The organism is Candidatus Omnitrophota bacterium, assembly GCA_028716245.1.
GTDB lineage: Bacteria > Omnitrophota > Gorgyraeia > Gygaellales > Profunditerraquicolaceae > UBA6249.
Genome location: JAQUQW010000004.1, coordinates 1 through 26219, shown reverse-complemented (window position 1 = coordinate 26219; position 26219 = coordinate 1). Strand labels below are relative to the sequence as shown.

The following is a 26219-nucleotide window of genomic DNA, read 5'->3' as shown; positions in this document are numbered from 1 at the left end:
ATGTCAGAGGAAATAATTATATTCGATACAACTTTAAGGGACGGGGAGCAGGCGCCGGGGGCTTCTTTGAATCATAAAGAAAAGCTGGAGGTGGCCTGGGCTCTGGAAAATCTGGGAGTCGATGTTATTGAGGCGGGATTTCCCATTTCTTCCAAGGGTGATTTTGCCGCGGTAGAGGCGGTAGCCAAAAGCATTAAGCTTCCGATTATCTGTGGCCTGGCCCGGGCAATCAAAAAAGATATCGATGCGGCGGTAGAAGCAACTAAACCTGCCCGCAGGCCGCGGATCCACGTGTTTTTGGCGACATCGAAAATCCATATGCAATATAAGCTAAAAAAAGCCGAAGATGAAATTATCCGCCTGGCTGTGGAGTCGGTAAGCTATGCCAAAAAATTTTGTCCGGATATCGAATTTTCTCCGGAGGATGCCTCGCGCACGGAAAAAGATTTTCTTTTTCAGGTGGTGGAAGCGGTAATCAAAGCCGGGGCAACTACCGTGAATATCCCGGATACGGTAGGTTACAGCGAGCCTGAAGAATGCGGCAGGCTGATCCAGGCAATCAAGAACAATGTCCCTAATATCGATAAGGCGGTTATCTCCGTGCATTGCCACAATGATTTAGGTTTAGCAGTTGCTAATTCTTTGTCGGCGGTCAAAAACGGCGCCCGGCAGGTGGAATGCACGATTAACGGCATCGGAGAACGCGCCGGGAACGCTTCTCTTGAAGAAATCGTGATGAGCATTGATACGCGCAAAGACGTATATTGCGGTTTAAAAACCGGTATAAATAAAAAGAATATTTATAAGGCCAGCCGCCTGGTAAGCAAGCTTACCGGTTTTGCGGTCGCTCCGAATAAAGCTATTGTCGGAGGCAATGCCTTCAGGCATGAGTCCGGCATCCATCAGGATGGCGTGCTTAAGGAGCGTTCTACTTATGAAATTATCCGCGGTGAAGACGTGGGCTTTGTCGTCGAGGGGATGGTTTTGGGCAAGCATTCCGGCCGGCACGCTTTTAATGAAAGATTGATAAAATTAGGTTTTCATTTAAACAAGGACCAGGTGGATAAAGCTTTTGTCCGCTTTAAAGATTTATCCGATAAGAAAAAAGATATTTTTGATGAAGATCTCAGGGCGATTGTCGAGGATGAAATCCGCGTTGCCAAGCCTGTCTGGAAGCTGGATAGTTTTGAAATTAATTCCGGCACCAAGATTAAGCCTCGGGCCCAGGTTATATTGATTAAAGGCGGTAAAGATATATCCGGAGTTTCTTCCGGTGACGGCCCGGTGGATGCCTGTTTTAAAGCCATCGATAAGATCACCGGTTATAAAGCAAAACTGGAAGATTTTCGCCTGGAGGCGGTTACCTCCGGAAAGGATGCTTTGGGCCAGGTTAGCCTCAGGCTAAAGGTAAAAGATTCTATTGTCAGCGGACGCGGCTCAAGCACGGATATTATCGAAGCGGCGGTCAAGGCGTACATTGATGCCGCAAACAAACTCGAAAATAAATGACCTTAAAACCCTTAAAACCGAGACTTTACGGTTTAGTAGGTTTTCCCGTCAAACACAGCCTCTCTCCTTGTATGCACAATGCCGCGTTTTCTAAATTGAAAATAAATGCCAAATATAAGTTATTTGAGTTAAAGCCCGAAGAATTAGGAAATTTCTTAAGCAATTTAAAGAAAAATAATATCCGGGGTTTTAATGTTACTTATCCCTATAAAGAAGACATCCTCGATTTTTTAAACAGCCGGTCTTTGGCTGTAAAGGAGATTGGCGCGGCTAATACCGTGGTGGTGGATAGGGGCGCTAAATTAAAAGGCTTTAACACGGATTACCTGGGATTCAGCGCGCATCTTAAGGAATTGAAGGTTAGGTCCGGCAAGGTTGCGATAATCGGCGCAGGCGGAGCCTCTAAAGCGGTTTGTTTTGCCTTAGCCAAGATGAAAATCAAGGAACTTTGTATTTATGATATTGACAAGTTTAAGAGCTTGAGCCTTTTTAAAAAATTAAACTCCGTTTTTCCTAAAACTAAATTCAACGTTGCCATGCGCATCGAAGACTTGGAAATAGCGGATAAGGATCTGTTAATTAATGCTTCTCCGGTGGGGATGCGCCCGGCGGATCCCTGCCTGGTTGATCCTCAAGATTTGCATAAAGGTTTATTTGTCTATGATCTTATCTATAATCCCCCCGAAACTAAGCTCATTTCTTTGGCTAAAGAGCGCAATTTAAATTTTTCTAATGGCTTAGGCATGCTTTTATACCAGGGGGTTTTTGCTTTCGAGCATTTCAGCGGTAGAAAAGCCCCGATTAAGACGATGCAAGAGGCGCTTTTGAAAGGAGTAAAGAAATCATGATTGCCAAAATAATTGTTTTTATTTTTGGTTCTATTGTCGGAAGTTTTTTAAACGTTTGCATCCATCGTATGCCTAAAAGCGAATCCGTGGTCTGGCCGCGTTCGCATTGCCCGAAATGCCGCAAGAGGATACCCGGTTATGATAATATTCCTCTGGTAAGTTTCATACTGCTTGGGGGAAGGTGCCGTTTTTGTAAAGAGAAGATCTCCTGGCGTTATCCTTTGGTTGAACTGTTAACCGCTTTTTTGATGGTAGCGCTGTTTAATCATTTTGGCTTAAGTTATAATTTCTTTTTGTTTATGGTTATGCTCTGGGGTTTAATTATCGCCACTTTCGTGGACATTCCCCACCGGATTATTCCCGATGAAGTATCGGTAGGGGGCATGATTATCGGTTTTATTATGGTTTCCATAACCGGTTTTACCTTCGGCCCGCTCAAATTTTCTTTTATTCCTATGCTGCGGTCTTTATTGGGTATTATCATCGGCGGCGGGATCATCTATTTGACCGGCGCTATTTTTGACCTGGTTTATTTTAAGCTGCTGAAGCGCCCGGCAATCAGCGGAGAAACCGAATCGATGGGCGGCGGGGATGTAAAACTCTTGGCGATGATCGGCGCGTTTATGGGCTGGAAAATGGCTTTACTTACATTTTTCCTGGCCCCGTTTTTAGGAATAGTTTTTGGTATCGTAACCCTGGTTACCAAAAAAGACCACACTATACCATACGGCCCGTTTCTTTCGACAGCGGCTTTGTTGTCTTTATTTTGGGGACACAGGATAATTCAGTTAATCCTGCCCTTAAGATAATTTAAGCTATGCCTGAATTAAACCTTCAAGATTTCCTTTCCAAAAGCATATCCAAAGATAATTGGAAAAATGCCGGTTTTAAAAAGCGCGCTGGAGTTTTAATCCCGTTATTTAGCCTGTATTCAAAGGATAGTTTTGGCATCGGGGATCTGGATGATTTAAAGCTGATTATCGATTGGGCAAAGTTAACCTCTAACTCAATTCTCCAGCTGCTGCCGATGAACGAAGTCGGTTCGGTGTTTTGTCCTTATGATGCTTTAAGTTCTTTCGCGCTGGAACCCGCCTATATTTCCCTAAAAGGTTTTGGCCAATTAAAAGATAAAAAATTTACTCCGGTTTCCGGCATCCCCGATCAGGTTGATTACACGGTAAAAGAAGAAAAGTTGCGGCTGCTCTGGGATATCTATTTGGCAGAGGATTTAAGCCAGGCGTTTGATTTTGAAGAATTCCAGCGCAAAAATTTTTATTGGTTGATGGATTTTGCGCTTTTTAAAGTGCTCAAAGACCATCATCAGGGCAAGCCCTGGTATGAATGGGGAGAAAGATTTAAGCAGCGCTTCCGGCAGGCATTACAGGATTTCCAGCAGGAGAACATCGAAGAGGTGACTTTTCAAATGTGGCTGCAGTGGGTACTTTTTAAACAATTTAAGCAGGCAGCTGAATATGCCGCCAAAAATAATATTCTTATAAAAGGCGACCTGCCGGTTTTGGTTTCCCGGGACAGCGCCGATGTCTGGAGCCACCCGCAATTTTTCAAGCTTGATTTTGCCGCCGGAGCTCCGCCGGATATGTACTGTGCCAAGGGGCAGCGCTGGGGGATGCCTATTTATAATTGGGAAAATATCTCTAAAGACGATTACCGTTATATCAAAGAAAAATTAAAATACGCCCAAGAGTTCTATAATATCCTGCGCATTGACCATGTCGTCGGGCTTTTCCGTATCTGGAGTATTCCTTATAATGAGCCGGAAGAAAACCACGGGCTAAACGGAAAGTTTGATCCTCTTGATGAGGGCCTTTGGTGCCAGCATGGGCAAAAAATATTAAGCGTTCTGGTGCAAGACACAAAAATGCTGCTTTGCGCCGAAGACTTAGGGGTGATCCCTAAATGTTGCACGGATACGTTGCTGGAATTTGGAATACCCGGAAATGATGTCCAGCGTTGGGTCAAGGATTGGCATAAACGGCATGATTTTCTCCTGCCGCAGGAGTACCGCCAGCTATCCGTAAGCATGCTTTCTACGCATGATACGACTAACTGGAAGGCCTGGTGGCAGTATGAGGCAGGTACGGTAGATGAAGCTTTGTTTAGGCGTAAGTGCAATGACCGGAAAATTGATTTTGCCAAAGTCAGTTTAAAACTTTTTGATCCGGGCCTTTCAATGCATGGGCGCCTGCGCTGGAGAAAAGAGATCGATACCGTAGATAAGCTGCTTTGGGAACTGGGTAAGCATAGGGATGGGGTAGGTGATTTTATCGATCTTTACGAAAATACTTATAGAGAAAAAGAGAAACTTTGGAAGATTCTGGGCTGCCCCGGCGCAATGGCCGAAGCTGCCAGTGAAGAATTATTAGTCAAGGTAATCCAGTTTATTTTAAGCTCCCAGGCAATATTTTGCATTAATTCAATAGTCGATTATTTGAGTTTAGCCGGTATTTTTAAAGGCGATCCCTATGCGTACCGGATAAATGTCCCGGGGACGATCAGCCCAATGAACTGGTCGCTTAGGCTTCCGCTTAGCCTCGAGGAATTACTCCGCCATCCTTTAAATCAGCAAATCCATAAGATGGTTGCTGATTCCGGAAGAATCTAAAAATATATGGGAACATTGCAAGGCGCCAAATATTATATTTCTAAGAGTATGGGCAAGGCGATCATGGATTATGCGATGATTACTGCCGGCGATAAAATAGCGGTGGCTGTCTCCGGCGGCAAGGATAGCCTGACCCTGCTTAAATTTCTAAAGGACAGGCAGAAATTCGTGCCGGTTAAATATGAACTCTTAGCGGTTCACGTGGATATGGGGTATCCCTGCCATCATCCGAAAATCCTCGGCGAATATTTTAAGAAGATCGGGGTAGAGTATCATATCGAGAAAATAGATATATTAAAGGGCAAGAGCCGTAAGGATATTTCTTGTTTCTGGTGTTCCTGGAACCGGCGCAAAGCGCTTTTTGAGGTGACCAAACGTTTTGCCTGCACCAAGCTGGCTTTGGGCCATCATAAGGATGATATTATTGAAACTACCCTGATGAATATGTTTTTTAACGGCGAGATCTCGTCAATGAACCCCAAGCAGGTGCTTTTTAAGGGGGCAATAACCATTATCCGTCCGCTGGCTTATGTGGATGAGGACTTAATCGTAAAGTCGGCCAAAGAGTTGGAGTTCCCGCATCATAAATGTACTTGCCCGAATTCGATTACCTCCAAACGCACCAAGATTACCGAAATGATCAAGGAGTTGAAAAAGGATTGCCCGGATATCAAGACTAATATTTTTAGAAGTATCAAGAGGATAAGGCCGGAGTATTTGCTTTAAGAATAATATTTCTGGTGCTATACTAATAAATTATGGAATGGCTTGCGGTTTTATTATTTTTGGTCATCGGTGTTTTGGTCATCGGGATAGTCCTGAAGATATCCTCCCAGGTCAATGAGCGCCTGAATCAGATGAACCAGTCCCTGCAGGAGGCCAATAAGATCATTGGCCAGAATTTAGGCAGCGCCACCTCTGCCTTTGGAAACGTAAAAGAGCAGCTGGGAAAATTAGAGGAGACCAATAAGCAGATTATCGCTATTAGCCGTGATATTTCCAGCCTTCAGGAGCTCCTGCGCGCCCCGAAGTTCCGCGGGGCAATGGGAGAAACTTTATTAGAGAACTTGCTTTCCCAGGTATTACCTAAAGAGCATTATCAGGCCCAATATCGTTTTAAAAATTCCGATACAGTTGATGCGGTTATCCGGCTTGGCGAACGGCTGGTCCCGGTTGACGCTAAATTCAGCCTGGAGAATTTCCAGAAGATGATCGAGGCTAGCGATGAGCCGGCCAAAGAATCATTCCGTAAAAAATTCATCCAGGACATCAAAAACCGGATTAACGAAATCGCGGCAAAATATATTTTGCCCGATGAAAATACTTATGATTTTGCCTTAATGTATATCCCGGCTGAAAATGTTTATTACGAAGTAATCATTAAAGAGGATATATTTTCTTTTAGTATGTCTAAGAAAGTCATCCCTGTTTCCCCGAACACATTTTACGCCTATCTGCAGGTAATCTGTTTAGGTTTACGCGGCTTAAAAGTTGAAGAGAATGCCAAGTTAATTCTAAAAAGCTTAGTTTCCCTTTCGATTGAAACGGATAAATTCAAAGAAGATTTCAATACTTTGGGCAGCCATCTGGTCAATGCCAATACCAAGTATAGCGACGCGCAGAAGCGCTTGGAAAAGGTATCTGAACGCCTGACCAATATTCAGGATACTAAACAAATAGAGCATTAAGCAAATTTAACCGATGATCTTTAATATCCGCGTTTGCCCCCGGGCCAGCCGCAATCATGTTGAACAAAAAGGCAATGTTTTGAAGGTCCATCTGACCAGGCCTGCCTGTGATGGCCAGGCTAACAGCCAGCTGATAGATTTGCTGAGCGAGTATTTTAAAATAAAGAAATATCAACTCAGGATTAAAAGCGGAAAAAAATCGCGCGATAAACTGGTGGAGATCGATGCAGCCTTATAACCCATTACAAAAATTCGGGTTAAATTCGGTAACCGCGGCTTTTAGCAGAAGGCAGGACGGGAATATGTCTTTATGCTATGGGGATACCGCCGCATCCTTGGAGAACCGGATAAAATTTCTTGATGCCATCGGTATTAATTACCGTGATTTGATCTGCGCTAAGCAGGTGCACGGTAAAAATGTTGAATATGTAACCGAAGAAAACAAGGGCAGGGGGGCTTTGGATTATGAAAGTTCTTTTGCCGATACGGATGGTTTTGTTACCGATAAGAGAGGTCTGCCTATTGCGATATTAACCGCGGATTGCCTGTCGGTTTTTATCTATGACCCCAAGCGTCCGGCGATTGCGATTTTACACGCGGGTTGGCGCGGCACCGAAAAGAATATCTGCGCCGAAGGCATCCGGGTTATGCGGGAAAGCTTTGACAGCCAGCCGCAAAGTCTCCTGGTTGGGTTTGGCCCGTCTATCCGTTCCTGCTGTTTTGAAGTAGAGAAGGATTTTAAAAGTAATTTTCCCTTCGGGTTGATCAAGCGAAGCGGCCGGGTTTTTATGGATATCGTTTTAATCAACCAGAGGCAGTTAACCGGCTGCGGAGTTCAAGAAAAAAATATTTTTGATCCTAAGCTTTGTACTTTCTCCGATAATGCTAATTATTTTTCTTTTCGTAAAGAGGCTAAAAGCGCCGGACGTTTGATTTCAGTAATTATGCTCAAATGATAACCAAATACGCGCTAGAGTTTATTTTACACGCCAAGGACAGCTCGCCAAAAATTATTAAAAACTCGCTGGCGGAGTTTGGCAATGATTTGGTAGTAAGCCAAGCCCTGGAGCAGAAGGAAAGCTGTAATTATCAGGTGAATATGGTTACCGAAGACCCGGCTTTGGTTTTTGACCTTTGTGCGCAGCTGGGCAGGATCAGGTCTATAAAAGTCCAGGAGAATATGGTATAATAAAAAAATGTATATCGTTATTTTGGTTACCGCAACCGATAAAAAGGAAGGCCAAATTATTGCCGCTGGCCTGGTTAAGGCAAAGTTAGCCGCCTGTGTTAATATCATCGATAAAGTCGATTCTCTGTTTTTTTGGGAAGCTAAAATAGACCGGGTTAAAGAATCCTTGCTGGTTATTAAATCCAAGAAAGAAAAATTGCCCTCAATTATCAAATTAGTCAAGTCCTTGCACAGCTATAAAGTACCGGAGATTATCGCCCTTCCGGTAATTTCCGGGAATAAGCCATATTTAAGGTGGATCGATGCATCTCTTAGGCAGCCCATTTGATTTTTTCATTGCTTTCTTTGGCGGATTTTTGGCCAGCCTGACGCCCTGCGTCTATCCGCTTATCCCGATTAGCGCCGGCTACATCGTCGGTCACGCGCAAAATTCAAAGACCAGGGGGTTTTTCTTAAGCTTCTCTTATGTTAGCGGCATTGCCATTACTTATTCCTTTCTGGGGATCCTGGCGGTGTTAACCGGCAGTATTTTCGGTAAAATTAGCTCCAGCCCCGCAGTCAGCCTTATTTCGGGGGTGGTCATATTTATCTTCGGGCTTTCGATGTTTGATTTATTGCAGTTTAATTTTATTTCCCATTTAAAACTCCCGGCCATCAGGAAAGGCAGCTATCTATCGGCTTTATTATTTGGCCTTGTTTCAGGATTAATGATCTCACCCTGCCTTACCCCGATTTTGGCTTCGATTTTGGCTTATTTAGCGCTGACCAAAAACGTATTTTACGCGGCGTTCCTCTTGTTTTGTTTTTCTTACGGGATGGGTTTGGTTTTTATTTTTATCGGCACTTTCGGGCCCGCCCTTACCGGATTGCCTAAGCCCGGTAAATGGATGATTACAATCAAGAAAATTTGCGCCTCAGTCATTGTTTTATCGGGAGTATATTTTATTATTACGGCGATAAGGAGGTTCTAGTGGGATTTCTTAAAAAAAACAGGATACTGGTGTTGGTTATTTTAATTCTCTTAGTTTTAGGTTTTTCCAAGACAGCCTCTGCCGGAGATATTATCTTGAATGATTTAGACGGTAAAGCGGTGGATCTTTCCAGTTATAACGGAAAGCCAACAATCTTATTTTTCTGGACTACCTGGTGTCCCTACTGCCGCAAGGAGATCAAGATTTTAAACCAGATGTATCCTCAGATGAAAAAAGAGGGGATAACTGTTTTTGCGGTTAATATCGGAGAGCCGGATTATAAGGTGCAGAGATTTTTTATGAGTAATGCGCTTACTTTCGGAATACTTTTAGACAGAGATGGGCTGGTCGCGGATAAATATAAAGTTATTGGGGTGCCCACATATGTATTTATGGATAAATCCGGGCGCGTAATTTCAGATCAGCACGCCTTACCGTTGGATTATAAAAAGTTATTGTTTAAGGGGAATAATGGGTAAATTTTACGATTTAGTTGAGGAAATCTGTAATCAGGACAAAAGGTATAAACCGGATGCCTATGAGTTTGTGCTGCAGGGCTTGAATTTCACGCAAAACAAGCTAAAGAGAAAAACCCATGTTTCCGGGGGCGAACTTGCTTTTGGCCTGCGGGATTACGCGATTAACCAGTACGGGGCCCTGGCCAGCCGTGTTTTAACGTATTGGGGAATAAGAGAGACGCGGGATTTCGGCAATATTGTTTTTAGTATGATCGAGAAAAAACTCTTAGCTAAGGCGCAAGGCGATTCCCCGGATGACTTTAATGCTGTCTATGATTTTAAATCTGCTTTTGCCAATGTCCTGGCTGACAGCGTGATGGAAGGATTTAAAGGCAAGAAATGATTAGTAAAGCCATAAAGGCCCTTATTGAATCCCGGGAATTTATCAGCACAGCCTCCTGTGATTTGGATGCTAGGCCCAATGCGGCACCTAAATTTTTATTGAAGGTAGATGCCAGCTATATTTATCTGGTCGATTATGTTATCGGCCAGACTTTTCGCAACCTTCAGGTCAATCCGCATGTTTCGCTTTCTTTTCTCGATAATAATACCCTTATGGGTTATCAGATAAACGGAAAAGTGGAGATTATTGATAGCGGGCCGGAGTATGATTTAGCGCTCACTGATTTAGAGCGTAAAGAAATAGATCTATCCACGACCAGGATTATCGACGGAATTATGAAGGGCCGGGCCCACAATGCTTATGAAATGGCTGCTTCCGAGCAGTTTGTAATTTTAAAAATAAAAGTAGAAGAGATCGTCCAGATACATCCTACAGGCAAGCTAAGGCGGGAAAAGGTATGATTAAGATAAAAGGCCTGGCAACGGGTATCGGCAGCCTTCCTTTGCTTGATCCGCAAAAAGCGGTAGATTTAATTTTACGTTATCTTCCCGCAGCGCCTTTTTGGCCGCAACTGCCTAAGATCGAGGCGCGCGAGGGGATGATCGCGCAATTCAGCCAGAATCTGCCCGGGCTTAAGATGGGCGCCAATGGCTTAAGTTTTGCCGCTTACGACAGGGAAAAAGAGCTGGAGTTATTCTATGAAAAAATTATCTCCCAGGATCTGGAGTATTTTAAGATTACTCCGGATTTTGCCCGGGGTTTGCACGCATTTTATCAGCGGCTTGGCCAGATAGACCTAAGCGGCATTGAATTTATCAAATGCCAGGTTACCGGCCCGTTTACCTTTTGTTCCGGAATAACCGATTTAGGCGGCAAAGCTATTTTACATGATGCGGTCTTGATGCAGGCGATGATTAAGGGCTTGAGCATGAAGGCGCTTTGGCAGTTGGATTTATTCAAGAAATTCGGCAAGAAAATGATTATGTTTTTTGATGAGCCGTTTCTCAGCGCCGTAGGTTCTGCCTATACTCCGGTTAACCGCAGCGATGTAATTAATGCTTTTTTAGAGCTTACGGATAGTTTAAAAGCCAAGGGTTGCCTGATCGGCATCCATTGCTGCGGAAATACCGATTGGTCCATGCTTACGGATACCGAAAATATCGACATCATTAATTTTGACGCTTTTGAATTTCAGGAGAGGTTTGTCCTTTACGCGGATAATCTCAACAGTTTCTTAAAAAGAGGCGGGATTATCTGCTGGGGGATTATTCCGACCCAGGGCTATAATAGCAGCCAGGGCCCGGAGATGTTGGCGCAAAAGATAAAATCCGGTTTAGATATACTGGTTAAGAAAGGAATTGACCGTAACCTCCTGCTGGAAAGGCTGATGGTCAGCCCGGCATGCGGTTTAGGCACCCTAGATCCCCTCAAGGCGGAAGGAATTTTAAGCCTGCTTGGCCAAACCAGCGTTTTTATCCGCAAAAACTTCTAAAAATAAACTATTTGACAAAACCAGTATAAGCTATATAATCAAGAAATCGCTTTTGGCGATTTTCACAGTGGCACAAGAAAGAATAATATGAAAGAAATCAGAATCCATGCCCGCGCCGGCCAGGGCGCAATCACTACCGCGGCATTGTTAGGGTTTAGCTACTTTAACGAAGGTAAATACCCTTATGCCTTTCCCAACTTCGGAGCAGCCCGGATGGGGGCGCCGATGAACGCCTTTGTGCGCGTAGATACTGACCCGGTGCGTCTGCGCAGCCAGATTTATGAGCCTGACTACGTAATTATCGTTGATCCGACCCTTATGCGCGGTTATAACTGTTTTTCCGGATTAAAGGATGATGGGGTAGCGATTATTAACGGCAAAGAAGACCTGGAGCTGCCCAAATTAAAAGCCAAGCAAAAAGTCTTTGTAGTCCCGGCTAATGAAATTGCTTTAAAAAACATCGGCCGGCCGTTAGGCAATACCGCTTTAATCGGGGCATTCGCCGCGGCTACCGGAGAATTAAAATTAGATAATCTTATCGCGGTAGTCAAAAATCGTTTTAAGGGTAAGGCCCAGGAAGGCAATATCCAGGCAGTTAAAGAAGGTTTTGAATTTGTTAAAAATAAACTAAAAGGATAAAATGTTCGGACCGTTAACCGTAAATCCGGCAAAAAGTAAAGGCAGCAAGACCGGCAGTTGGAGGACTTTGCTGCGGCCGCATTATTTACATAAGAATTGTATTGCCTGCAGGATGTGTTTAATGATCTGCCCGGAGGGTTGCGTGCGCGGAAAAGAGAAGAATTCTTTTTCGGTAGATTATACTTATTGCAAGGGCTGCGGGTTATGCGCGGATATCTGTCCGAAAAAAGATATTGAGATGGTTTCAGAAGAATCAAAAGAAGAGGGCAAATGAAAGAATTTGTAGAGGGATCACACGCGATAGCGGAAATTATCAAGGCGACTGCGCCCGGTGTAATCTCGGCTTATCCAATAACACCTCAAACGCATATTGTTGAAGACCTTGCGCAGATGGTGGCTAACAAAGAACTTAATTCGCAATTTGTGAACGTGGAAAGCGAGCATTCCGCAGCTTCTGTAGTCTTAGGAGGTTCGGCAACCGGAGTGCGCGTTTATACCGCTACCAGCTCTCAAGGGTTATTCTATATGCAGGAGGTGGTTTTTAATATTGCCGGAATGCGCCTGCCGGTGGTCATGACCTGCGCCAATCGCGCCATAAGCGCTCCCATAAACATTTGGAACGACCAGCAGGATTCCATATCTTTGCGTGATGCCGGATGGTTTCAGATTTACGCCGAGGATAATCAGGAGGTGGTTGATTTCCACCTGATCGCCTACCGCTTGGCCGAAGATAAACGGGTAATGCTTCCGGTGATGGTTTGTATGGATGGTTTTATCCTGACCCACGGGATGGAAACAGTGGATATCCCCGAACAGGAGAAAGTAAATAAATTTTTACCGGCGTATAAGCCTTTGTACAAATTAGACACGGCCGAGCCGATTTCTATGGGGCTTTTGGCTGATCCGGATTATTATATGGAGACGCGTTTTGCCATCCAGGAAACGATGAAAGAATCAGTCGGGTATTTATCCGAAATAAGCAAAGAGTTTAATGCTGTTTTTGGCAGGGATTACCAGGATTTACTGGTTGAAGAATATCAGACCAAAGACGCTGAAAAAGTGATTGTGGCCATGGGTTCGGTCTGCGGCACGATCAAAGAAGTGGTTGATGAACAGCGCGCAAAAGGCAAAAAAGTCGGGCTCTTACGGATTATAACCTATCGGCCTTTTCCTTACGCCAGGGTTTATGAAGCTTTAAAGAATGTGCCCAAAGTAGCGGTTTTAGATAAAGCTGTTTCTTTGGGGGCTTATGCGCCGATTGCCGTGGAGATGAAAGCCGCCTTCTATGGCAAGAAAAAAGGTCCCAAAGTAGTCAGCAGTTTTGTCGCCGGCCTTGGCGGAAGAGATATAACCCTGGAATCTATCCATGAAGTATTTAGAAGGCTTACGGTTAAGGAAGTTAATTCTGATTTCATCGACTTAAAACCAGAGTTACTCAAGGAAGAATATGGAGAATAGCCCTTTATTTAAATCCGGACATACTGCTTGCGCCGGCTGCGGACAGGCGATTGCCGCGCGTTTAGTTATTGAAGCAGCGGGAGCAAACACGATCGTCGTCAATAACACCGGCTGCCTGGAAGTTTTTTCGACCAAGTACCCGGATACTGCCTGGGGGGTTCCCTGGATCCATTCCTTGTTTGAAAATTCCGCGGCGGTTGCATCCGGGGTTGAGGCAGCGCTGATCTATTTAGGTAAAAAGGACGCGACTAATGTTATTGCTCAGGGCGGTGATGGCTCAACCGGGGATATTGGCTTGCAGGCCTTAAGCGGCATGCTTGAACGCGGCCATGATATTTTGTATGTCTGTTATGATAACGAAGCCTACATGAATACCGGAGTGCAAAGAAGCGGGCTTACTCCTTTTGATACAAACACTACGACTAGCCCGGCGGGCGCGCAGTCTTCGGGAAACATCCGGCCCAAAAAACCGGTGCCTGAGATTTGCCTGGCGCACGGGATTCCTTATGTGGCCACGGCTTCGGTTGGTTTTCCGCAGGACTTATCGCGTAAAGTAAAAAAGGCAATTTCGATCAAAGGCCCGAAATATATCCAGATCCACGCGTCTTGCCCTTTAGGTTGGCGGCATGAATCAAATCAGATGCTGCCGGTTGCAAAATTAGCGGTAGAAACCGGGCTTTATCCTTTATTCGAATATGAAAACGGCGTATTGACCGGCCGTAAACAAATTAGCCCTAAACCGGTTGAAGAATATTTAAAGACCCAGGGCAGGTTTAAACATCTCCTCAATAATCCTGAAGAGATCAAAAAAATCCAGGAGATTGCGGATAATAATATAAAGAAGTACAATTTGAAGCTAGAAGCTTAACAGGGGAGGGCAAGCATGGGAAAACAAGCAAGGGCAATTGTCGATTTAAGCTTAAAAGACCTGGTTAAGGATTTAAATAAAGCGTATTGCGATGAATGGCTGGCATTTTATCTTTACTGGTACATGGCCCAGATTGTTTCCGGCCGCGCCTATGAAGATATACAGGAGATGTTAGAGAAATTAGCCAAGGATGAATTGGAGCATGCCGGTGAATTGGCGGATTTAATTATCAAGCTTGGCGATGTTCCTCCAGCCAATCCGATGGAGTTAGAAAAAGGGGCCAATTCCCCTTATTTAATGCCTCCGAAGAATACCGCCGATATTAATCGGATTATCCGGATTGTAACTGAGGCAGAGGCAGGGGCAATTGAGGTTTATAATAAGATTGCCAAGAAGACACTCGGCAAAGACAATGTTACTTATCAGCTGGTTACCCATATATTGAGCGAAGAAGTAACGCACGAAGAGATGTTTGAAAATCTTTTGGAAAGATAATAAAAGGGAGAACGAATATGTCAAAGGTCACGGTTGATGCTTCTACTTGCGTAGGATGCGGTTTATGCGAGCAGTCATGCCCGGATGTTTTTGAAGTGCAGGGTGACGGGATTGCCCATGTTAAGGCGCAAACTTGCGCAAGCTGTAATTTACAGGAAGTAGCCGATTCTTGCCCGGTTAACGCAATAAAAGTAAGCTAATTAAGTAAAGCCAAATAAATACGACCCTGTTTCCCGATTGGCTGGGAAACAGGGTCGTATTTATAATCCCCTTTTATTGCGCCTTTTTAATTAACTCTTCAGTAAACTTACCAAAAACTTCGCTTTTCTTTTCAGAGATTAATTTCTGGCTAAATTCCTGTTTTTCCTTGGCGAATTTAGCTTCTTCGATAGGTTTAATCAAACCCAGCTTGATAATATAATAGCCCTTTTCATTAGAAAGCGTACTGCTTAGCTCTTTATCTTTTAGCTTTTTGGCGGTATTCCAGAAAATTTCCGCAGCTCCCAGGTTTTCGATCTGGCCGCTGGATTTGAAGAAGGCGGTTTGGCCGGTTTTCAGGCCGCTGGCTTTGGCTGCCTGAATAAATTCCTCCTTTTTTAGAATTTCCGCGCATTCCTTTATTTTATCCTCTGCTGTTTTTTTAGCCCCTTCTTTGATTAAAGCGTCTTTAACTTTGTCCTTAATCTCGGCTAACTCCGGAATCCGCGCCGGTTTATCTTTAGCCGGAGGTTCTTTAAACATAGCTTTATTTTTGTCAAAGAAAGAAGCGATTTCTTTATCAGTGGGTTTAATTTTTGCGGCAAAGTCGGAAAATAAGCTGGCAATATAATGGATGTTTAATTCTTGATTGACTTCTGTGTATTTCTGGCGGATCTGTTCATCGCTTAATTTTACATCTTTAGTTACCTGATCGTAAAGTTTAGCCAGGGTTAGACTCTGGCGCATCTGTTCCTCAAAGATGCGCGGCTGCAGCCTAAAGACATAACGCAAGGTTTCAACATAAACCTTATTGCTAAAGCCGTATTTGTCCTGAAAATAAGGGGAGCTTTGAATTGTGCTGATAACCTCTTTGTCGCTTACGGTGATTTTACGTACTTTTGCTTCATGCAAAAGGATTAACCTCTGCCAGGCTTGCGCCTGTAAGTTTAAGTATTTCTCAATCTCCGGGAGTTTGTCTCCGAATTGCATAGTAGCGGAGGTTCTTACGGCTGAGAGGGATTCTTTAAACTCAAGATTTGAGACATTATGGCCAAAGATCCTTCCGACAGCGGCAGTTTCTTCTTTACTGCGGAATGCCCCTCCAAATCCCCAAAGCGCAAAGGCAGGGATAATAATTATGGCCAGGCCAATCCAGACTTTTTTCGCGGTTTTCTTATTGCGTAAAATTTTTAACATTTTAACCTCCAGTTATATTCATTAATTATAAAACAAAATAGGATGATTGCAAGAAACAATATGATATTCAAGTGAGCACGGCGAGGTGGCTTGGCAGGCAGGACCCGCTGCTTATTTTATTTGCTAAAACGGCGGGATTTTGCTATAATTACCTTCTCAAACAATAAACGGGGGTCCGCGATGATTGAGCGTTACAGCCTGGCGAAAATGAAGAGTATCTGGCAGGAGGAGTTTAAGTTTAAGACTATGCTTGCCATCGAGATACTCGCGCTTGAGGCTTACGCTGCCAAAAAAATCGTCCCGCCGCAAGCAGTAAAACGCATCAAACAAAAAGCCAAATTTAACCTGTCTGAAATCCGGAAAATCGAAGAGAAGACACAACATGATGTTGTGGCGTTTGTTTCCAATGTAGCCCAATATATAGGTAAAGACGCCCAATACCTGCATATGGGCCTGACCTCCTCCGATATCTTGGATACTACCCTAGGCGTGCAAATAAAAAGTGCTTCTGATATATTAATCGAAGATTTAGAAAAATTACTCAAAGTTTTGGCAAAGAAAGCTAGAACTTATAAAGATATGGCTTGTATCGGCCGCACGCATGGGGTGCATGCTGAGCCGACAACCTTTGGTTTAAAGCTGGCGCTCTGGTTTGATGAAAGCAGACGGAATTTAGCCCGGTTAAAATCCGCCAAAGAAGGGGCTTGCTTAGGAAAATTATCCGGAGCAGTCGGCACCTATTCCAATATTGAGCCTTATGTTGAAGCTTATGTCTGTAAGAAACTTGGCCTTGAGCCGGTGAATATTGCCACACAGGTAATACAACGGGATGTATACGCACAATATATGGCCACTCTGGCGGTAATCGGCGCCTCATTAGAAAAATTCGCTACTGAAATCAGGCACCTGCAGAAGACCGAAGTTTTAGAAGTTGAAGAACCATTTGGCAAAGGGCAGAAGGGATCCAGCGCTATGCCGCATAAACGCAATCCGGTAATCTGCGAACGTATCTGCGGTTTAGCCCGCCTCTTGCGCGCCAATGCCCAGGTGGCATTAGAAAATGTGGCGCTTTGGCATGAACGCGATATCAGCCACTCTTCGGTTGAGCGGATAATTTTTCCGGATTCCACTTTAGCCTTGGATTATATGCTGAATAAATTTACGGAAGTAGTTTCCGGGATGAAGGTCTATCCGGATAATATGCTGGCTAACCTTGCCAAAACAGGCGGCCTGATTTTTTCACAGCGTGTTTTGATTGCTTTAATGAATAAAGGCTTAGAAAGAACCAAGGCCTATGATCTGGTGCAGCAGGCAGCCATGCAAACCTGGAAGGGCTCCGGTAATTTTAAGGATAACCTTTTAGCTTTACCGCAAGCCGCCAAATATTTAGGTTCCAAAGAAATGGATAAGCTATTCGATTTGGATTTTTACTTACGCAACGTTAATAAAATCTTTGTGAAGGTCGGATTATAATTTAGCCCTCACCTTTTTTAAACCTCGTTAAATATGCGGTACAAAATCGAAGTAGTGGATAAGCCCGGTATTTTTGACGCTGTCGGGGCGGCTGTAGCCAAGGATATTTTTGACCTGGGGATTGCCGACGTAAAAGAGGTGAGGTTTATCCAGGCTTATACTTTAGAAGGTAATTTAGCGCAAGGCCAAATTATAAGTATCTGCCAGGAGCTTTTAACGGATAAAGTCGCGCAGGATTACAAAATCTTATCTGATCAGTCAGATAATTCTCTTAAAGCCAATCAGCATATTGTCGAGGTCGTCTATAACCCGGGAGTAATGGATCCGGTTGAGGCATCAGTTTTAAAAGGTATCCGGGATTTAGGGATTACCACAGTTGAATCGGTAAAGACCGCGAAAAAATATATCATCTTCGGCAAGCTTTCTTCCTCCCAGCTAAAAACCATTTCCGAAAAACTTCTTTATAACAAACTTATCCAGCATGTAATCAGCCCCGGACTTATTGAAGGGGACACCAAACATCTGCCCGGCTACCGGTTTAATCTGATTACGGTAGATTTGTTGGGGGCAACGGATGCTAAACTTTTAGAGCTTAGTAAAAAGGGCCAGCTATTTTTAAATTTAAATGAGATGCGCCAGATCCGGGATTATTTCCGTAAGATCAAGCGTAATCCCACTGACTGCGAATTGGAAACAATCGCCCAAACCTGGTCTGAGCATTGCTACCATAAAACCTTCCGCGGCAACATTGCTTATAAAGAAAGTAAAGCCGCGCCCGCGCTTGGCAACACAGCGATCAAAAACCTGCTTAAGTCGACAATTATGAAAGCCACCAAGGAGTTAAATAAGGATTGGTGCGTTTCCGTATTTAAAGATAACTCCGGAGTAATTAAATTCGATAAAGAGAATAATATTTGTTTTAAAGTGGAAACACACAATCATCCTTCGGCATTAGAGCCTTTTGGCGGGGCAAATACCGGTATCGGCGGAGTAATCCGTGATTCCATGGGCACCGGGCTGGGGGCAAAGCCGATTTTAAACAGCGATATATTTTGTTTTGCTCCTCCGGATCTGGCGTTTAACAAGGTTCCGGTTGGTTCATTGCATCCTAAGCGGGTGATGAAGGGGGTAGTCAGCGGAGTGCGTGATTATGGAAATAAAATGGGAATTCCCACGGTAAATGGCGCGATATTATTCCATGAACACTTTGCGGGCAATCCGCTGGTCTATTGCGGCACAGTGGGAATTATTCCCAAAGATAAATCTTTCAAGCAAACAAATAAAGGAGATTTAATTGTAGTGGTAGGCGGGGCAACCGGCCGCGACGGAATTCACGGAGCAACTTTTTCTTCGGGTGAGCTGACCCATGAATCGGAAACTGTTTCCAGCGGCGCAGTGCAAATTGGCAATCCCATTGAAGAAAAAAAGGTTTTGGATACGATTTTACAGGCGCGCGAACAGAATTTATACACCGCCGTTACCGATTGCGGAGCAGGGGGATTGTCCAGCGCGGTAGGAGAGATGGGGGCGGAGTTAGGGGCCAAGGTTTATTTGGATCGTGTCCCTTTAAAATATTCCGGCCTTTCTTATATGGAGATCTGGATTTCTGAGTCGCAGGAAAGAATGGTAATTTCAGTCCCGCCTAAAAATATCGAAAAGTTAATTAGTATATTTGCCAATGAAAATGTCCGCGCCGCGGTAATCGGAGAGTTTACCGGCACCAAAAGATTAGAGCTTTTTTATCAGGATAATCTGGTTTGCGATTTGGATATGCATTTTTTACATGAAGGCATACCGCAGATTGCTAAGAAAGCAGTTTACATCCAAAGCAAACACAGGGAACCAAAGATTACTGAAAAGAAAAATTTTACCGTGGATTTATTAAAACTGCTCGCCCATTATGATATTTGCTCTAAAGAATGGGTGGTGCGTCAATACGATCATGAAGTGCAGGGCGGCTCGATTATCAAACCTTTGGCCGGACTTCAAAATGATGGGCCAAGCGATGCCAGTGTAACCAAGCCGTTATTTGATTCCAATAAAGGGATCATTATTTCTAACGGCATAAATTTTCGTTTTGGTTTTATCGATCCTTACTGGATGGCGGCTTCCTGTATTGATGAGGCCTTGCGCCAGATTATCAGCGTGGGCGGTTCATTAAAAGAGGTAGCGATTCTGGATAATTTTTGCTGGGGTAATCCCGATAAGCCGGATCGCTTAGGCGGCTTGGTCCGCGCGGCTTACGGCTGTTATCATACCGCCAAAGCTTATGGCCTGCCGTTTATTTCGGGAAAGGATAGCTTTTATAACGAGTTCAACGTGCACGGTAAATCTACGCCGATTCCGGGCACGCTGCTGATTTCGGCAATCAGCGTCATGGATGATGTGAATAAAGCAGTGTCGATGTATGCCAAAGAAGCCGGTAATTTAATTTATGTCGTGGGTAAGACCCGCGATGAATTAGGCGGCTCGCATTATTATGATTTATACAAGGCAGTGGGGAACCAAGTGCCCAAGGTTTATCATCAGGATGCAAAGAAAACTTTTAGCGCCTTGAGTAAGGCAACAGAAAAAGGTTTGGTTAAGTCGATGCACGATTGCTCTGACGGAGGCTTGGCTGTGGCTTTGGCTGAAGTTGCTTTTAGCGGCGGCTTAGGCATGGAAATATTTTTGGCAGAGGCTCCCTATCAGTCGCCTGATAAGCGCAATGATTTTCTGCTTTTTTCAGAGTCAAACTCCCGTTTTGTGGTGGAGGTGGAGAAGGCCAGCCAAAAAGAATTTGAAAGACTTTTAAAAGGCGCTTCTTTTGGCCTGGCAGGGTGTTTAACCAAGAGACCTGATTTTAAAATATTTGGTTTAGACGGAAAAGTTTGCCTGGATGCCGATATTAATAAGTTAAAAGAAACCTGGAAGGAGCCGTTAAAATGGTAAAAGCTAAAGCTTGCCCCAATGGTTTATTGGAAAGAGATGATTTTACGCAGGAGGATACCTGGCGGATATTTCGGATTATGTCGGAGTTTGTTGACGGCTTCGAAGTCCTCTCGAAAATCGGAAGAGCAGTTTCTATCTTTGGTTCAGCGCGGAGCAAGCCGGATACTAAATTTTACAAGCTGGGTGAAGAGACGGCCTATTATATTGCCAAGGCAGGATACGCGGTAATTACCGGAAGCGGCCCGGGCTTAATGGAAGCAGCCAACCGGGGAACCAAAAGAGCCGGCGGCCAATCGATCGGGTTAAATATACATATACCTTGCGAGCAGAAGCCGAATAAATACGTGGATACCTTGCTGGATTTCCGTTATTTCTTCATCCGGAAGGTAATGTTTGTCAAATACGCCAAGGCATTTGTGATTTTGCCCGGCGGATACGGCACGCTGGATGAATTTTTTGAGGCGATTAACCTGATCCAGACCCAAAGGATTTCTAAGTTTCCGGTTGTTTTACTGGGCTCCGAATATTGGAAAGGATTGATCGACTGGTTAAAAGACATGGTTTATAAACACGGTAATATCAGTAAAGAAGACCTGAATATCTTTATTATCGTCGATAAGCCGCAAGAGGTAGCCGCGGCAATCAAGAAATTCTATGCTAACGCCTAAAGTTTGTGTTTTAAGAAGCGCGGGGACTAATTGTGATCAGGAAACTGCCGCGGCATTTAAGATCGCCGGAGCAAAGATTGAATTATTACATATTAATAGTTTGGTTCGCGGCGTAAGAACCCTCGATGATTTCCGTATTTTGGCTCTGCCCGGAGGCTTTAGCTACGGTGATGATATTGCCTCAGGAAAAATATTTGCCAATGAATTAAGATTTAAACTAGCCGATTCATTGCGTAAATTTATCGATGATGGCAAATTGATTATTGGCATCTGTAACGGTTTTCAAATTTTGGTTAAGAGCGGCTTATTACCATCCAGCGTAGAATCAAAGCAGGAAACGAGTTTAATTATCAATGATTCCGGAAAGTTCGAGGATCGTTGGGTATATTTAAAACCCGCCGGACGATGTGTCTGGACCAAGGGCCTGGGAAAAATAATTTATCTGCCGGTTGCCCACGGAGAAGGAAAATTCGTAACGCAGGATAAAAATGTTTTAAACAGATTGGAGAAAAATAAACAAATTGTTTTTCAATATTGCGACGTCCAAGGGAAATTATCCGGATATCCGGATAATCCCAATGGCTCAACTGAAAATATCGCCGGCATCTGCGATGAAACCGGCAGGATTTTAGGTTTGATGCCGCATCCGGAGCGGCATATCTTCAGCGTCCAGCATCCGCGCAATTGGAATTTAAAATCTAAAGCAGGAGACGGCTTAGAAATTTTTAAGAATGGGGTGAAATATGTTAAAGAAAAGTTATAGCGATGAGCCTAAAGAGTATTGCGGTTTATTCGGGATAACCGGCAATAAGCAGGCGGTTTGGCTGACTTACTTGGGACTTTTTGCCCAGCAGCACCGCGGGCAGGAGGCTTGCGGTATCGTCGCCAATAACCAGGGGGCGCTTTCCATACATAAAGATATGGGTTTGGTCAGCGACGTGTTCAGCGAGCAGGTGCTTAGCCGCTTAAAAGGAAATATGGCGGTAGGCCATGTGCGTTATTCGACTACCGGCTCAAGCGTTTTAAAAAATGCCCAGCCGCTTTTAATCGATTATGCCAATGGCTCGATTTGTATCGCCCATAACGGAAATTTAGTGAATTCATTTGAGCTGCGCCAGAAGCTGGAGAAGAGCGGTTCGATCTTTCAGACGACGACGGATTCGGAATTAATTATTCATCTTATGGCCCGCAGCAACAAACGCAGCTTGGAGGATAGCTTGATTTACGCTCTAAAAAGAGTAAAGGGCGCCTATTCTTTAGTAATGATGAACAGCGATTTTCTGATGGGTATGCGTGACCCGCACGGTTACCGGCCGCTTTCTTTGGGGAAATTGGGAGCTTCCTGGTGTTTTGCTTCCGAGACCTGCGCCTTTGATTTAATCGGCGCCAAATTCGTGCGTGAAGTTGAACCCGGAGAAATAGTTTTTATTAATCGGGATGGGGTAGTCAAATCAATTAAACCCAAAGAACTGATTGCCAGCCACTCTGCGCATTGTACCTTCGAGCATATATATTTTTCCCGGCCGGATTCTTATGTCTTCGGTGAAATTGTGCATACGGTGCGCAGGAAATTAGGCGCGCGATTAGCCAAGGAGCATCCGGTGGATGCTGATTTTGTGGTGCCGGTACCGGACTCAGGGTTTTCCGCGGCATTAGGTTATTCGCAGGCTTCAGGCATTCCTCTGGAAATGGGAATAATCCGTAATCACTATGTGGGCAGGACATTTATCCAGCCGGCGCAGGATTCCCGCGATATGGGGGTGCGCGTTAAATTTAATATTTTAAAAGATATCTTAAAGGGCAAACGGATTATTATCGTGGATGATTCAATTGTGCGCGGCACGACTTCTAAAATCCGCGTGCGCAACCTGCGTAAGGCCGGAGTAAAAGAGGTGCATTTGCGGATCTCCTGCCCGGCGCACCGTTATCCCTGTTTTTACGGGATTGATTTTCACCGCTCAAGTGAGTTGATTGCCAATAAATATGAAACATTAGAGAAGATCAGTAAATACCTTGAGGTTGACAGTTTGGGTTATCTGAGTTTAGAGGGAATGCTGAATTGCTTGAAGCATTCAAAGGAGAGTTATTGCGCTGCCTGCTGGACGGGAAAATACGCGGTGCGGGCGGAGAAACGGCACAGTAAATTTTCTTTAGAGAAACGCTGCTGCGGACAAGGAGAGCTGCAAGTATAAAGTAAATTTTACGGGTCCTGTCTTGGGGTATTTTCTTGCGCTAAACGCGCTGCGAAAACACCCCAAGCCACCCGTAAAATTTCTTCATACAAAAGGAGATAATGGTGAAGAAAATTACCTATAAAGATTCTGGAGTAGATATAAAGAGTGCGAGTGTTTTTAAATCTAAACTTAAACCTCTAGTTCGCCGCTCATTCCGCAAAGAAGTCCTTACGGATATCGGCGGCTTTGGCAGTTTTTTTAAATTCGATAAAAATAAATACAAGGATTCGGTTCTAGTCTCGTCAAGCGACGGCGTGGGGACAAAACTGGTGATCGCAAAATTAGCCAATAAGCATGATACGGTGGGAATTGACGCGGTGGCAATGAATGTTAACGACATCCTTTGCACCGGAGCGGAATCTTTATTTTTCTTAGACTATGTCGCTTTTACCAAAGTCAAGGAAGAGGTTTTGCTCGATGTGGTTAAAGGGATAAATGATGGCTGTGTTGAGGCGGGTTGTTCTTTAATCGGCGGAGAGACAGCCCAGATGCCCGGAATGTACCGGCAGGGTGAATACGATATCGCCGGTTTCTGCGTGGGGGTAGTTGAGAGAGAAAAGATCATTAACGGATCAAAGATTGAAGCCGGGGATACGGTAATCGGAATTGCCTCCAGCGGCTTGCATTCTAACGGCTATTCTCTGGTCAGAAAAGTTTTTGGGGCGGCTGAGCTTAAGAGAATGTCTGCAGAATTACTTAAGCCGACGCGAATTTATGTTAAGCCTATTCTTGAGCTCTTACGTACGCATGGCCAGTCAGTACACGGGATCAGCCATATTACCGGCGGAGCATTCTACGATAAGATCAGCCGCATACTGCCGAAAAATATCAATGTGCGTATTGAGAAAAATTCCTGGAAGGTGCCGGAGATATTCCGCCTTATCCAAAGCAAGGGCAATATCGAAGATAAAGAAATGTATCATACTTTAAATATGGGTATCGGCTTGGTTTTGATTGTTAGGCCGCAGGCGAGCGAAGCGATAATCAAAAAATTATCTGAGCTAAAGTTGAAATCCTGGATTATTGGTAAAGCAATTAAGGGCAATAAGTCTATAGAAATTATTTAATAAAACCGAAACAGTTTCCCGCCTAATCGGGAAACGGGGTCATTTGGAAAAATAAAGGGAGGGAGAGTAATGAATATATTGGGAATGACCATTATTGCTGCACTTGTAATTTTCTTGATGGGGATTAGGATTGTGCGTCCCACGCACCGGGGATTGATTGAAAGATTTGGTAAATATAACCGCTTTGCCAATCCGGGCTTTAACTGGGTACTTCCGGGAGTTGAAACGATCTATCAGATTAATATCACTGAGCAGATGGTGGATGCCGAGCCGCAGGAAATAATTACCAACGACAACTTAAACGCCAAAGTTGACGCCCAGGTATATTTTAAAGTAAAAGCTGATGAGGCAAATGTGAAAAGCACGCAGTATAGCGTGAATAATTATCAGTGGCAGATTGTAAACCTGGCGCGTACCACCTTAAGAAATATCATTGGTACCTTAACCTTAAAATCCGCTAACAGCGAAAGAGGCAAGATTAACGCTGAGTTGCATAAAACTCTTTGCGAAGAGACGGCAAGCTGGGGGCTGGAGATTGTCAGGACCGAACTCAAAGAGATTGATCCTCCCAAGGATGTTCAGGAGACGATGAACAAAGTTGTTAAGGCGGAGAATGAAAAGATTGCCGCCATTGATTTTGCGACTGCTACAGAAACTGCCGCTGACGGGCAGAAAAGAGCGGAGATCAAAAAAGCCGAAGGCATTAAGCAGGCGCGCATCTTAGAAGCGGAAGGAGAGGCAGCGGCGATCAAGCTGGTTAATGAAGCGGCGCAGGAATATTTTACCGGCAATGCGCAGGTGCTGCGCAAGCTTGAGGCGGTTGAAAAGTCATTAGTGAATAACGCTAAAATCGTTATTCCGGCTAATACCGAACTGGTCAATGTGATTGGCGAAATGGCTGGTTTCTTGCCGATCAAGAGTAAAGAAGATAAGAAATAATGGGGACGTCCTTAAAAGGGACACCCTTTAATATTTTGCCTTCGGGCTGTTGTTCGCGTGCGAAGTAGTTAATTTTGTGGTTTCGCCTCGCGCGCTGAAAATTTTCTAATGCGCGCTCCGCCAAAAACCACAACATTTATATCTAGTATTATTCGGATATTACAAAATTATTAAGTTATATTTGTAAAAGGAAAGTCATATGGAAGAAAATTCCACAGATGCAGTAGATTATTTACAAAGATTTAGCACCAAGACATTGTGGCATTTTACGGGTTATAATAAATCGCCACAAGATTCTTTTGCCAGATTAGTCTCAATAGCAAGTGCAGGATTGTTAAAGATTTCGGATAAATCTTTTACAATAAAAATGCCTACTAGTGGCGTGAAGAGGATTGGTTTTCCTTCTTCTTCCGTTTGCGATATCCCTTTTAAGGATTTAAGATTGCATATTTTAAGATACGGTGGATTTGGTATCGCTTTTAACAGAAAAAGAGCAATACGAGATGGCCATTTTAATCCAGTTTTATATATAAATAAAGACCATGTATTTCTTAAACATGCTGATCAAGTTTTACCGGAATTAGAACGTTTAGCGTCAGGGGATCAAGCATTGCAAAAACTCTTGCAAGAATACTTAACTATGATTGGAACGTATGTAGTACGTTCTGACTTAACAAGTCCTATACATATCGATCCAAGGGTTGACGAAGAACAAAACAATAATTTTTACTATGAAAGAGAATGGCGCTCAGCTTATAACTGGAATTTTAAAAAAGATGATGTCATAACGGTAATGATGCCGCAGAATTATATTGGGTTATTCAATCAAACAATAAAAGGAAGTAAAAGCGAAGAAATATTTAGAGACCTA

The 26219-nt window shown here is 43.9% G+C and carries 30 protein-coding genes; 29 read left to right on the top strand and 1 reads right to left on the bottom strand.

Features of this window, described 5'->3' with window-relative positions:
* The 21 genes from PHG87_06760 (at window position 1) to PHG87_06660 (ending at window position 14841) form a co-directional block, all read left to right on the top strand.
* The gene (locus tag PHG87_06760; GenBank protein MDD5477878.1) at window positions 1-1509 is read left to right on the top strand and encodes a 2-isopropylmalate synthase; all 1509 of its coding nucleotides are present in this window, start codon (window positions 1-3) and stop codon (window positions 1507-1509) included.
* Window positions 1506-2357, top strand: a complete 852-nt coding sequence (aroE, locus tag PHG87_06755; GenBank protein MDD5477877.1) for a shikimate dehydrogenase — start codon at window positions 1506-1508, stop codon at window positions 2355-2357. Before PHG87_06760 ends, aroE begins: the two co-directional genes overlap by 4 nt.
* Window positions 2354-3166, top strand: coding sequence for a prepilin peptidase (locus PHG87_06750; GenBank protein MDD5477876.1), 813 nt, complete (start codon window positions 2354-2356; stop codon window positions 3164-3166). The genes aroE and PHG87_06750 overlap by 4 nt, the downstream gene beginning before the upstream one ends.
* A gap of 8 nt (window positions 3167-3174) precedes the next feature.
* A complete protein-coding gene (gene malQ, locus PHG87_06745; protein ID MDD5477875.1) occupies window positions 3175-4980 on the top strand; it encodes a 4-alpha-glucanotransferase in 1806 nt (601 codons plus the stop codon).
* A 6-nt stretch (window positions 4981-4986) separates the two neighbouring features.
* Window positions 4987-5706, top strand: coding sequence for an ATP-binding protein (locus PHG87_06740; GenBank protein ID MDD5477874.1), 720 nt, complete (start codon window positions 4987-4989; stop codon window positions 5704-5706).
* 32 nt (window positions 5707-5738) lie between these two features.
* Window positions 5739-6668: a DNA recombination protein RmuC gene (locus tag PHG87_06735; GenBank protein MDD5477873.1), complete on the top strand. Its 930-nt coding sequence runs from the start codon at window positions 5739-5741 to the stop codon at window positions 6666-6668.
* Window positions 6669-6681: 13 nt separating this feature from the next.
* The gene (locus tag PHG87_06730) at window positions 6682-6906 is read left to right on the top strand and encodes a DUF167 domain-containing protein (GenBank protein ID MDD5477872.1); all 225 of its coding nucleotides are present in this window, start codon (window positions 6682-6684) and stop codon (window positions 6904-6906) included.
* Window positions 6893-7624, top strand: coding sequence for a peptidoglycan editing factor PgeF (gene pgeF, locus PHG87_06725; GenBank protein ID MDD5477871.1), 732 nt, complete (start codon window positions 6893-6895; stop codon window positions 7622-7624). Before PHG87_06730 ends, pgeF begins: the two co-directional genes overlap by 14 nt.
* Window positions 7621-7857 (top strand): hypothetical protein, encoded by a 237-nt coding sequence (locus tag PHG87_06720; GenBank protein MDD5477870.1) that lies wholly within the window; start codon window positions 7621-7623, stop codon window positions 7855-7857. Before pgeF ends, PHG87_06720 begins: the two co-directional genes overlap by 4 nt.
* Window positions 7858-7864: 7 nt before the next feature.
* A complete protein-coding gene (locus PHG87_06715) occupies window positions 7865-8185 on the top strand; it encodes a divalent-cation tolerance protein CutA (GenBank protein ID MDD5477869.1) in 321 nt (106 codons plus the stop codon).
* Window positions 8160-8828, top strand: coding sequence for a cytochrome c biogenesis protein CcdA (locus PHG87_06710; GenBank protein MDD5477868.1), 669 nt, complete (start codon window positions 8160-8162; stop codon window positions 8826-8828). The genes PHG87_06715 and PHG87_06710 overlap by 26 nt, the downstream gene beginning before the upstream one ends.
* Window positions 8828-9307, top strand: a complete 480-nt coding sequence (locus PHG87_06705) for a TlpA disulfide reductase family protein (protein MDD5477867.1) — start codon at window positions 8828-8830, stop codon at window positions 9305-9307. The genes PHG87_06710 and PHG87_06705 overlap by 1 nt, the downstream gene beginning before the upstream one ends.
* Window positions 9300-9689 (top strand): hypothetical protein, encoded by a 390-nt coding sequence (locus tag PHG87_06700; protein MDD5477866.1) that lies wholly within the window; start codon window positions 9300-9302, stop codon window positions 9687-9689. The genes PHG87_06705 and PHG87_06700 overlap by 8 nt, the downstream gene beginning before the upstream one ends.
* Window positions 9686-10150, top strand: coding sequence for a pyridoxamine 5'-phosphate oxidase family protein (locus PHG87_06695; GenBank protein MDD5477865.1), 465 nt, complete (start codon window positions 9686-9688; stop codon window positions 10148-10150). The genes PHG87_06700 and PHG87_06695 overlap by 4 nt, the downstream gene beginning before the upstream one ends.
* Window positions 10147-11181, top strand: a complete 1035-nt coding sequence (locus PHG87_06690) for a hypothetical protein (protein MDD5477864.1) — start codon at window positions 10147-10149, stop codon at window positions 11179-11181. Before PHG87_06695 ends, PHG87_06690 begins: the two co-directional genes overlap by 4 nt.
* An 87-nt stretch (window positions 11182-11268) precedes the next feature.
* Window positions 11269-11820: a 2-oxoacid:acceptor oxidoreductase family protein gene (locus tag PHG87_06685; protein MDD5477863.1), complete on the top strand. Its 552-nt coding sequence runs from the start codon at window positions 11269-11271 to the stop codon at window positions 11818-11820.
* A gap of 1 nt (window position 11821) precedes the next feature.
* Window positions 11822-12094 (top strand): 4Fe-4S binding protein, encoded by a 273-nt coding sequence (locus tag PHG87_06680; protein ID MDD5477862.1) that lies wholly within the window; start codon window positions 11822-11824, stop codon window positions 12092-12094.
* Window positions 12091-13278 (top strand): pyruvate ferredoxin oxidoreductase, encoded by a 1188-nt coding sequence (porA, locus tag PHG87_06675; GenBank protein ID MDD5477861.1) that lies wholly within the window; start codon window positions 12091-12093, stop codon window positions 13276-13278. Before PHG87_06680 ends, porA begins: the two co-directional genes overlap by 4 nt.
* Window positions 13268-14146, top strand: a complete 879-nt coding sequence (locus PHG87_06670) for a thiamine pyrophosphate-dependent enzyme (protein MDD5477860.1) — start codon at window positions 13268-13270, stop codon at window positions 14144-14146. The genes porA and PHG87_06670 overlap by 11 nt, the downstream gene beginning before the upstream one ends.
* Before the next feature lie 15 nt (window positions 14147-14161).
* Window positions 14162-14641 carry a ferritin-like domain-containing protein gene (locus PHG87_06665; GenBank protein ID MDD5477859.1) on the top strand — a complete coding sequence of 160 codons (480 nt, stop codon included), beginning with the start codon at window positions 14162-14164 and terminating at the stop codon, window positions 14639-14641.
* A gap of 17 nt (window positions 14642-14658) precedes the next feature.
* Window positions 14659-14841, top strand: coding sequence for a ferredoxin (locus tag PHG87_06660; protein ID MDD5477858.1), 183 nt, complete (start codon window positions 14659-14661; stop codon window positions 14839-14841).
* 73 nt (window positions 14842-14914) lie between these two features.
* Here PHG87_06660 and PHG87_06655 read toward each other — a convergent pair whose 3' ends face one another.
* On the bottom strand, window positions 14915-16036 hold the full coding sequence (locus PHG87_06655) for a SurA N-terminal domain-containing protein (GenBank protein ID MDD5477857.1): 1122 nt from the start codon (window positions 16034-16036) through the stop codon (window positions 14915-14917).
* 180 nt (window positions 16037-16216) lie between these two features.
* Between PHG87_06655 and purB the strand changes: the two genes are divergently transcribed.
* The 8 genes from purB to PHG87_06615 form a co-directional block, all read left to right on the top strand.
* Window positions 16217-17509, top strand: a complete 1293-nt coding sequence (purB, locus tag PHG87_06650; GenBank protein ID MDD5477856.1) for an adenylosuccinate lyase — start codon at window positions 16217-16219, stop codon at window positions 17507-17509.
* A gap of 33 nt (window positions 17510-17542) precedes the next feature.
* Complete coding sequence (gene purL / locus PHG87_06645) at window positions 17543-20440, top strand: phosphoribosylformylglycinamidine synthase subunit PurL (protein MDD5477855.1); 2898 nt, start codon at window positions 17543-17545, stop codon at window positions 20438-20440.
* Window positions 20434-21108, top strand: coding sequence for a TIGR00730 family Rossman fold protein (locus PHG87_06640; GenBank protein MDD5477854.1), 675 nt, complete (start codon window positions 20434-20436; stop codon window positions 21106-21108). Before purL ends, PHG87_06640 begins: the two co-directional genes overlap by 7 nt.
* A complete protein-coding gene (purQ, locus tag PHG87_06635) occupies window positions 21095-21871 on the top strand; it encodes a phosphoribosylformylglycinamidine synthase I (GenBank protein MDD5477853.1) in 777 nt (258 codons plus the stop codon). Before PHG87_06640 ends, purQ begins: the two co-directional genes overlap by 14 nt.
* Window positions 21852-23300 carry an amidophosphoribosyltransferase gene (gene purF / locus PHG87_06630; protein MDD5477852.1) on the top strand — a complete coding sequence of 483 codons (1449 nt, stop codon included), beginning with the start codon at window positions 21852-21854 and terminating at the stop codon, window positions 23298-23300. Before purQ ends, purF begins: the two co-directional genes overlap by 20 nt.
* 98 nt (window positions 23301-23398) lie before the next feature.
* Window positions 23399-24409: a phosphoribosylformylglycinamidine cyclo-ligase gene (gene purM / locus PHG87_06625; protein ID MDD5477851.1), complete on the top strand. Its 1011-nt coding sequence runs from the start codon at window positions 23399-23401 to the stop codon at window positions 24407-24409.
* Window positions 24410-24478: 69 nt separating this feature from the next.
* Window positions 24479-25348 (top strand): SPFH/Band 7/PHB domain protein, encoded by an 870-nt coding sequence (locus PHG87_06620; GenBank protein MDD5477850.1) that lies wholly within the window; start codon window positions 24479-24481, stop codon window positions 25346-25348.
* A gap of 199 nt (window positions 25349-25547) precedes the next feature.
* A partial coding sequence (locus tag PHG87_06615; GenBank protein MDD5477849.1) for an abortive infection system antitoxin AbiGi family protein occupies window positions 25548-26219 on the top strand: 672 nt, incomplete at its 3' end.

What these genes read in the sequence shown, in the direction of transcription:
- PHG87_06760 (MDD5477878.1), top strand. Translation starts at nt 1, where the DNA reads ATGTCAGAGGAAATAATTATATTCGATACAACTTTAAGGGACGGGGAG.
- aroE (MDD5477877.1), top strand. Translation starts at nt 1,506, where the DNA reads ATGACCTTAAAACCCTTAAAACCGAGACTTTACGGTTTAGTAGGTTTT.
- PHG87_06750 (MDD5477876.1), top strand. Translation starts at nt 2,354, where the DNA reads ATGATTGCCAAAATAATTGTTTTTATTTTTGGTTCTATTGTCGGAAGT.
- malQ (MDD5477875.1), top strand. Translation starts at nt 3,175, where the DNA reads ATGCCTGAATTAAACCTTCAAGATTTCCTTTCCAAAAGCATATCCAAA.
- PHG87_06740 (MDD5477874.1), top strand. Translation starts at nt 4,987, where the DNA reads ATGGGAACATTGCAAGGCGCCAAATATTATATTTCTAAGAGTATGGGC.
- PHG87_06735 (MDD5477873.1), top strand. Translation starts at nt 5,739, where the DNA reads ATGGAATGGCTTGCGGTTTTATTATTTTTGGTCATCGGTGTTTTGGTC.
- PHG87_06730 (MDD5477872.1), top strand. Translation starts at nt 6,682, where the DNA reads ATGATCTTTAATATCCGCGTTTGCCCCCGGGCCAGCCGCAATCATGTT.
- pgeF (MDD5477871.1), top strand. Translation starts at nt 6,893, where the DNA reads ATGCAGCCTTATAACCCATTACAAAAATTCGGGTTAAATTCGGTAACC.
- PHG87_06720 (MDD5477870.1), top strand. Translation starts at nt 7,621, where the DNA reads ATGATAACCAAATACGCGCTAGAGTTTATTTTACACGCCAAGGACAGC.
- PHG87_06715 (MDD5477869.1), top strand. Translation starts at nt 7,865, where the DNA reads ATGTATATCGTTATTTTGGTTACCGCAACCGATAAAAAGGAAGGCCAA.
- PHG87_06710 (MDD5477868.1), top strand. Translation starts at nt 8,160, where the DNA reads ATGCATCTCTTAGGCAGCCCATTTGATTTTTTCATTGCTTTCTTTGGC.
- PHG87_06700 (MDD5477866.1), top strand. Translation starts at nt 9,300, where the DNA reads ATGGGTAAATTTTACGATTTAGTTGAGGAAATCTGTAATCAGGACAAA.
- PHG87_06695 (MDD5477865.1), top strand. Translation starts at nt 9,686, where the DNA reads ATGATTAGTAAAGCCATAAAGGCCCTTATTGAATCCCGGGAATTTATC.
- PHG87_06690 (MDD5477864.1), top strand. Translation starts at nt 10,147, where the DNA reads ATGATTAAGATAAAAGGCCTGGCAACGGGTATCGGCAGCCTTCCTTTG.
- PHG87_06685 (MDD5477863.1), top strand. Translation starts at nt 11,269, where the DNA reads ATGAAAGAAATCAGAATCCATGCCCGCGCCGGCCAGGGCGCAATCACT.
- PHG87_06680 (MDD5477862.1), top strand. Translation starts at nt 11,822, where the DNA reads ATGTTCGGACCGTTAACCGTAAATCCGGCAAAAAGTAAAGGCAGCAAG.
- porA (MDD5477861.1), top strand. Translation starts at nt 12,091, where the DNA reads ATGAAAGAATTTGTAGAGGGATCACACGCGATAGCGGAAATTATCAAG.
- PHG87_06670 (MDD5477860.1), top strand. Translation starts at nt 13,268, where the DNA reads ATGGAGAATAGCCCTTTATTTAAATCCGGACATACTGCTTGCGCCGGC.
- PHG87_06665 (MDD5477859.1), top strand. Translation starts at nt 14,162, where the DNA reads ATGGGAAAACAAGCAAGGGCAATTGTCGATTTAAGCTTAAAAGACCTG.
- PHG87_06660 (MDD5477858.1), top strand. Translation starts at nt 14,659, where the DNA reads ATGTCAAAGGTCACGGTTGATGCTTCTACTTGCGTAGGATGCGGTTTA.
- PHG87_06655 (MDD5477857.1), bottom strand. Translation starts at nt 16,036, where the DNA reads ATGTTAAAAATTTTACGCAATAAGAAAACCGCGAAAAAAGTCTGGATT.
- purB (MDD5477856.1), top strand. Translation starts at nt 16,217, where the DNA reads ATGATTGAGCGTTACAGCCTGGCGAAAATGAAGAGTATCTGGCAGGAG.
- purL (MDD5477855.1), top strand. Translation starts at nt 17,543, where the DNA reads ATGCGGTACAAAATCGAAGTAGTGGATAAGCCCGGTATTTTTGACGCT.
- PHG87_06640 (MDD5477854.1), top strand. Translation starts at nt 20,434, where the DNA reads ATGGTAAAAGCTAAAGCTTGCCCCAATGGTTTATTGGAAAGAGATGAT.
- purQ (MDD5477853.1), top strand. Translation starts at nt 21,095, where the DNA reads ATGCTAACGCCTAAAGTTTGTGTTTTAAGAAGCGCGGGGACTAATTGT.
- purF (MDD5477852.1), top strand. Translation starts at nt 21,852, where the DNA reads ATGTTAAAGAAAAGTTATAGCGATGAGCCTAAAGAGTATTGCGGTTTA.
- PHG87_06620 (MDD5477850.1), top strand. Translation starts at nt 24,479, where the DNA reads ATGAATATATTGGGAATGACCATTATTGCTGCACTTGTAATTTTCTTG.